The 6,765-nt window shown below is 68.0% G+C and carries 7 protein-coding genes and 1 pseudogene; 6 read left to right on the forward strand and 2 right to left on the reverse strand.

Annotation, left to right across the window (positions count from 1 at the left end; translation table 11 throughout):
* The first annotated feature begins 1 nt into the window (after position 1).
* Both ccrA and IEY58_RS25770 read left to right on the forward strand, forming a co-directional pair.
* On the forward strand, positions 2-1,312 hold the full coding sequence (ccrA, locus tag IEY58_RS25765) for a crotonyl-CoA carboxylase/reductase (protein WP_189051020.1): 1,311 nt from the start codon (positions 2-4) through the stop codon (positions 1,310-1,312).
* A 122-nt stretch (positions 1,313-1,434) separates the two neighbouring features.
* Positions 1,435-3,129, forward strand: a complete 1,695-nt coding sequence (locus IEY58_RS25770) for an acyl-CoA dehydrogenase family protein (RefSeq protein ID WP_189051021.1) — start codon at positions 1,435-1,437, stop codon at positions 3,127-3,129.
* A 7-nt stretch (positions 3,130-3,136) separates the two neighbouring features.
* On the opposite strand, the gene IEY58_RS25775 is transcribed toward IEY58_RS25770, so the two are convergent.
* Positions 3,137-3,367, reverse strand: a complete 231-nt coding sequence (locus IEY58_RS25775; RefSeq protein WP_189051022.1) for a type II toxin-antitoxin system CcdA family antitoxin — start codon at positions 3,365-3,367, stop codon at positions 3,137-3,139.
* Positions 3,368-3,560: 193 nt separating this feature from the next.
* A complete protein-coding gene (locus IEY58_RS25780; RefSeq protein WP_189051023.1) occupies positions 3,561-4,115 on the reverse strand; it encodes a 2'-5' RNA ligase family protein in 555 nt (184 codons plus the stop codon).
* A gap of 226 nt (positions 4,116-4,341) precedes the next feature.
* On the opposite strand from IEY58_RS25780, the gene IEY58_RS25785 reads away from it, so the two are divergent.
* The 4 genes and pseudogenes from IEY58_RS25785 to IEY58_RS25800 all read left to right on the forward strand — a co-directional run.
* On the forward strand, positions 4,342-4,533 hold the full coding sequence (locus IEY58_RS25785; RefSeq protein ID WP_189051024.1) for a twin transmembrane helix small protein: 192 nt from the start codon (positions 4,342-4,344) through the stop codon (positions 4,531-4,533).
* Between the two features lie 37 nt (positions 4,534-4,570).
* Positions 4,571-5,140 (forward strand): cob(I)yrinic acid a,c-diamide adenosyltransferase, encoded by a 570-nt coding sequence (locus tag IEY58_RS25790; protein WP_189051025.1) that lies wholly within the window; start codon positions 4,571-4,573, stop codon positions 5,138-5,140.
* A 325-nt stretch (positions 5,141-5,465) separates the two neighbouring features.
* The gene (locus IEY58_RS25795) at positions 5,466-6,215 is read left to right on the forward strand and encodes an electron transfer flavoprotein subunit beta/FixA family protein (RefSeq protein WP_189051026.1); all 750 of its coding nucleotides are present in this window, start codon (positions 5,466-5,468) and stop codon (positions 6,213-6,215) included.
* Positions 6,215-6,765, forward strand: a pseudogene (locus IEY58_RS25800) (electron transfer flavoprotein subunit alpha/FixB family protein); the annotation flags it as partial. The gene IEY58_RS25795 and the pseudogene IEY58_RS25800, both read left to right, overlap by 1 nt.

The following is a 6,765-nucleotide window of genomic DNA, read 5'->3' on the forward strand; positions in this document are numbered from 1 at the left end:
GATGAGCGGCACGGCCGAAGTCATCAAGCTGCACAATGGCGGGCCTGAAAATGGCACGAGTGCGCAACAAGTGACAAAGGATCTCTACGAAATCGGCGAGATTCCGCCGCTCGGTCACGTGCCGTCGCGCATGTATGCCTGGGCCATCCGGCGCGAGCGCCATGGCGAACCGGAGACCGCGATGCAGGTCGAGGTCGTGCCGACTCCGTCGATCGGCCCGGACGAGGTGCTGGTCATGGTGATGGCCGCCGGCGTCAACTACAATGGCGTCTGGGCCGCTTTGGGCAGGCCGATCTCGCCGTTCGACGTGCACAAGGCGGAATTCCACGTCGCCGGCTCCGACGCGTCGGGCATCGTCTGGGCCGTGGGCTCCAAGGTCAAGCGCTGGAAGGTCGGCGACGAGGTCGTGGTCCATTGCAACCAGGACGATGGCGACGACGAGGAGTGCAACGGCGGCGACCCGATGAACTCGCCCTCGCAGCGCATCTGGGGCTACGAGACGCCCGACGGCTCCTTCGCCCAGTTCGCCCGCGTCCAGGGCCGGCAGCTGATGGATCGGCCGCGCCATCTCACCTGGGAGGAGAGCGGCTGCTACGTGCTGACGCTCGCGACCGCCTATCGCATGCTGTTCGGCCATCGCCCGCATATCTTGCGCCCCGGCGACCATGTGCTGGTCTGGGGTGCGGCGGGCGGCCTCGGCTCCATGGCGATCCAGCTGATCGCGACGGCCGGCGCCAACCCGATCGCCGTCATCTCGGAGGACGACAAGCGCGACTTCGTGATGCAGCTGGGCGCCAAGGGCGTCATCAACCGCAAGAAATTCGACTGCTGGGGCCAGCTGCCCGACGTGGACGACCCGGCGGCCTATGCCGAATACATGAAGAAGTGCCGCGCCTTCGGCAAGGCGATCTGGGATATTACCGGCAAGGGCAACGACGTCGATTTCGTGTTCGAGCACCCGGGCGAGCAGACCTTCCCCGTGAGCTGCTTCGTGGTGAAGCGCGGCGGCATGGTCGTGTTCTGCGCGGGCACCACCGGCTACAACCTGACCTTCGACGCGCGCTTCGTCTGGATGCGCCAGAAGCGCATCCAGGGCAGCCATTTCGCAAACTTGCTGCAGGCGAGCCAGGCGAACCGGCTGGTGGTCGAGCGGCGCATCGATCCCTGCATGTCGGAAGTCTTCTCCTGGGCCGACATCCCGCGCGCCCACACCAAGATGCGCCGCAACGAGCACAAGCCCGGCAACATGGCCGTGCTGGTCCAGGCGAAGCATCCGGGCCTGAAGACGCTCGACGACGCCATCCACGCCTGAGAGGCTTCGAAGCAGCGCCACCCTCACCCCGACCCTCTCCCGCAAGCGGGAGAGGGAGGGACCCGCGGCACGCGGGAGGGTGAGGGTCGTGCCGCCTGTGAACCTGCAAGAGACTGACGCTGATGACCGCAGCCGTTCCCCGTCCTGATTCAACCCCCATTCTGCTGCCCGACCTGCTGGCCCTGACCGCTGCCGCAGTCGATGCGGCCGACCGGCTGGTCCAGGCCGGGCGGCGTGGCGTGGCCTCGCTCGTGGCCCCCGGCGGCGCGGTCGATGCCGACCTGTTGGAGCGGCAGCAGTACGCAGCACACGGCCTCGCCTGGGTCGCCACATACGGCCGGGCGCTCACGGAGATGCGCGCCTGGGCGCTCCGCCTCGAGGCGACTGGGCGCTTCGGCGAACTCGAGGCCCTCATGCTCGAAGCGGCGTTCGGCGAATATCTGGCCCAGCTCGAGGGCGGCGTGCCGCTGAGCCAGGTCGAGATGATCCGCCCGGCCGACCTCGGCATCGCGGAGGACGAGGTCGCCGCTTTCCGCACGCCCGCGGTCAAGGCGCTGATCGCGGCCGGCACCACGGCGCCGGTGCGGCTGCGCATCGCCGAACTGATCCGCGACGGGCTCGACGGCGGCGGCTTCGGCGACGCGGCGCTCGACGACGAGACACTCGGCATGATCCGCGACCAGTTCCGCCGCTTCGGCGCCGAGGCGGTCGAGCCTCACGCCCATGACTGGCACCTGAAGGACGAGCTGATCCCGATCGAGGTGGTGGACCAGATGGCGGAACTGGGCGTGTTCGGCCTCACCGTCCCCGAGGAATACGGCGGCCTCGGCCTCGGCAAGCTCGCCATGTGCGTCGTCACCGAGGAGCTGTCGCGTGCCTATATTGGCGTGGGCTCGCTTGGCACCCGGTCCGAGATCGCGGCCGAGCTCATTCGGCTTGGCGGCACGGAAGAGCAGAAGACCCATTGGTTGCCGAAGATCGCATCGGGCGAGATCCTGCCGACCGCGGTCTTTACCGAGCCCAACACCGGCTCCGACCTGGGTTCGCTCCGGACGCGCGCCCAGCGCAACGGCGATACCTACAAGATCACCGGCAACAAGACCTGGATCACCCACGCGAGCCGGTCGGACCTCATGACGCTCTTGGCCCGCACGGACGCCGGCGAGGCCGGCTATCGCGGCCTCTCGATGTTCCTCGCCGAAAAGCCGCGCGGCACGGGGACGGACCCGTTCCCCGCCCCGGGCATGACCGGCGGCGAGATCAAGGTGCTGGGCTATCGCGGCATGAAGGAATACGAGCTGGGCTTCGACGGCTTCGCCGTGCCGGCCGCCAATTTGCTGGGCGGCATCGAGGGCCAGGGCTTCAAGCAGCTGATGGCGACGTTCGAGAGCGCCCGCGTGCAGACCGCGGCGCGCGCCGTCGGCGTCGCCCAGAACGCGCTCGAGATCGGGCTCAGATACGCGCTCGACCGTATCCAGTTCGGCAAGGCGCTCATCCATTTCCCGCGCGTCGCCGGCAAGCTTGCCTGGATGGCGGTCGAGACCATGGTGGCGCGGCAGCTCACGTATTTCGCGGCACGCGAGAAGGACAGCGACCGGCGCTGCGATATCGAGGCCGGCATGGCGAAGCTCTTGGCCGCGCGCGTCGCCTGGGCCAATGCCGACAACGCGCTGCAGATCCACGGCGGCAACGGCTACGCGCTCGAATACAAGATCAGCCGCGTGCTGTGCGACGCCCGCATCCTCAACATCTTCGAGGGCGCCGCCGAGATCCAGGCCCAGGTCATCGCCCGCGGGCTGTTGGCGGGACGGAATTGAGGTGTCTTCAGAGGTCGATGTGTTCGTCGACAACCGAACCGGTTTTCGCTTCGTACTCGTTCCAGCTCTCTATCGCCTGGTCTACCGCGGCCTCTCGTTCCTTCAGGAATTCGGCCAGCATACGTTCGACGACCCCGGACAGATCCTTGTCAAACACCGTCACCTTGGACACGAGGTCGCCGTTGAGCGATAGCGTGATCGCTCGCTTGGGTGCGTCAGCCCGATAGCCGAATGCCATGTCTCACCTCAGAGCGCATTATAAGCGTGTGATCGGCAGCTGTCTGCCGGCGCCCCTCACACCCTCACTCTCCCAGCCTCGCGGCTGGGCCCCGCCCTCTCCCGCAAGCGGGCGAGGGAAGTCTGTGCTCCTTCTCCCGCTTGCGGGAGAGGGTCGGGGTGAAGGTGCCGAAACCGGAAAGGCTCGCGCCGACCTAAAACACCCCCGCCCCCAGCATCGAGAGATGCAGCGTTTCGAGTGGGTCGTAGCTGATCACACGCAGCGCCGGCAGTTGGGCGTCGATCGGCGCGAAGCCGGGGGCGAGCGCCTCGACGGCGCCGGCCAGGCTGAGCCCATCCAGGTTCTGGGCGAGCGCCACATGCGGGATCCAGTTGCCGGTCTCGTAGAACGGCCAGCGGTGCGGTGCCAGGTCGGCGAAAGCCATATGGAACCGCTCGTGCAACGCCAAGAGGGCGGGGCCGACGATCGGCGCCAGGTAGAGAGTGCCGCTCGGGCCGCCGAACACGCCCAGGCTGCCGAGCCGGATCGTCGGCGGCACTTCGGCCGCAGCCCAACGGTCGAGCCGGGGCGCCAGATCCGCGAGATAGACCGTCTCATAAGCGGCGAGCGCCATGTGCGGGCCGAGACCGGCTTGGCTATAGGTCTGGCGATAGCTCGGCAGCCCGGCGCTGTGCTCGAGCGTGCCGGCGAGCCAGTCCAGCACAGTGGCGGCACTCGGATCGAGATCGAGGACGACAGCGACGGTCACGGAATGCCCCGGTCAGCGTCGCAGCATGGCGGCGGGAAGCCGGAAAGGTTCGACGGACGGCAAACGCATCGGCAAGGCTCGGTCGCTGCTTCGGGCGGGCGCACCAGCATAGGGCGAAGCCCCGCCCGCGCAAAGCGCCAGAGCACTATGGACCAGAGCACTGTGGACCAGAGCACGATGGAGAGCACTATGGGCGCGGGCGGTGCACGCGACTATAGTCCGCCGGATGCACACGATTCTTGTTTTCGGCATCATCCTTGCCGCCCTCGCCACCCTGGCCGTGCTCGTCCGGGGGATCATCCAGATGTTCCGCGGCAACGACCCGCGGCGCTCGAACAAGTACATGCAGATGCGCGTGGTGCTGCAGTTCCTGGCGCTGATCCTGGTCGTGCTGTTCATGACCCTGTTCCGGCAATGAGTTCGATGGGCGGGAGTTCGATGGGCGGAAGCATGCCATGGTCACGCTGAATCGCATCTACACGCGCGGCGGCGACAAGGGCGAGACTTCGCTCGGCGACGGTCGGCGCGTACCGAAGCACGCGACCCGGGTCGAGGCCTACGGCACGGTCGACGAGGCCAATGCCGCGATCGGCCTTGCCCGGCTCCATGCGGCGGAGCACCCGGAGGCGGACGCCATGCTGGCGCGCATCCAGAACGACCTGTTCGATCTGGGCGCCGATCTCTGCACGCCGGAGGACGGGCGGAAAAGCGCGGGCGCGCTCCGCATCGTGGCGGCCCAGGTCGACCGGCTCGAGCGCGAGATCGATGCCATGAATGCGAAGCTCGCCCCCCTCAAATCCTTCATCCTGCCGGGCGGCACGCCGCTCGCCGCCACTCTGCACCTGGCGCGCACGGTGACGCGCCGGGCCGAGCGACTGGTGACCGAGCTTGCAGAGGCCGAGCCGGTCAATCCTGAGGCGGTCAAGTACTTGAACCGCTTGAGCGATCACCTGTTCGTGCTGAGCCGCCACGCCAACGACGACGGCGCCCGCGATGTCCTGTGGGTGCCGGGCGGCAACCGATGACGTCAGATTCTTTTCCCCCGTCATCCCCGCGCAGGCGGGGATCCAGGGTTGCCGCAATGACTGTTGCCGCCAGACGCAGTTCGTCGCTCGCCCTGGATTCCCACCTGCGCGGGAATGACGGAAGGGGTGGGCGCCCTGAATTGACTCGCCCCCACCCTCTCCCTATCGTCCGCGGGCCAGAGATGACCCGCGCGATCGGGTTTCGGCCGGCACCCGGCCGGGCCCGCGCGTTCTCAGAGCCGTCGGGGTTCTCCCCGATCAACGATAACCAGCCGCAAGGCCGGGCCGCCTCGCCCTGAGGGCCGCGTCCGGTCGGAGTGAACCGATGAAAGTTCTCGTCGCCGTCAAGCGGGTGGTCGACTTCAACGTCAAGGTCCGGGTGAAGGCGGACCAGACGGGGGTCGAGACCGCCAACGTCAAGTTCTCGATGAATCCGTTCGACGAGATCGCCGTCGAAGAGGCGGTGCGCCTCAAGGAGGCCGGCAAGGCGACCGAGGTGGTCGCGGTCTCGATGGGCCCGGCCCAGGCGCAGGAGACGATCCGCACGGCGCTCGCCATGGGCGCCGACCGCGGCATCCATGTCCAGAGCGATGCCGAGCTGCAGCCGCTCGCCGTCGCGAAGCTCCTGAAGGCGATCGTCGACAAGGAGAGCCCGACCTTGGTCATCGTCGGCAAGCAGGCGATCGACGACGACAGCAACCAGACCGGCCAGATGCTGGCGGCGCTCTTGGGCTGGGCCCAGGGCACGTTCGCGTCCAGGGTCGATCTCAAGGACGGCACGGTCGCGGTCACCCGCGAAGTGGACGGCGGCCTCGAGACCGTCGATCTCAAGCTGCCGGCGCTGGTCACGACCGACCTGCGCCTCAATGAGCCGCGCTATGCCTCGCTGCCGAACATCATGAAGGCGAAGAAGAAGCCGATCGACGCGCTGACGCCCGACGCGCTCGGCGTCGACGTGACGCCGCGCCTCACGACGCTCAAGGTCGAGGAACCGCCGAAGCGCCAGGGCGGCAAGAAGGTGGGCTCGGTCGCCGAGCTCGTGGACAAGCTGAAGAACGAGGCGAGGGTCATCTGATGGCAATTCTGGTCATTGCCGAGCACGCGAACTCGGAACTGAAGCCCGCGACCCTCAACACGGTCGCGGCCGCCACTGCCATCGGCGGCGAGATCCATGTGCTGGTCGCAGGCTCTGCCGCCAGGCCCGCGGCCGACGCCGCCGCCCAGATCGCCGGTGTCGCGAAGGTGCTGCTGGCCGAGGCACCCATCTACGAGCATCGCCTGGCCGAGGACCTGGCCGCCCTCGTCGTCAAGCTCGCGCCCGGCTACAGCCATGTGCTGGCGCCGGCGACCACGTCGGGCAAGAACTTCATGCCGCGCGTGGCCGCCCTCCTCGACGTGGCGCAGGTCTCGGACATCTCGGCCGTCGTCTCGCCCGACACGTTCGTCCGGCCGATCTATGCCGGCAATGCGCTGGCGACCGTGCAGTCGAAGGATGCGGTCAAGATCATCACCGTGCGCACCACCGGCTTCCCGGCGGCGATTGCCTCCGGCGGCAGTGCCGCGGTCGAGCCGATCGAGGCCGCGCCCACGACCGGGCTCTCGCGCTTCGTCGGCCAGGAGCTCTC

The organism is Aliidongia dinghuensis, from assembly GCF_014643535.1.
GTDB lineage: Bacteria > Pseudomonadota > Alphaproteobacteria > ATCC43930 > CGMCC-115725 > Aliidongia > Aliidongia dinghuensis.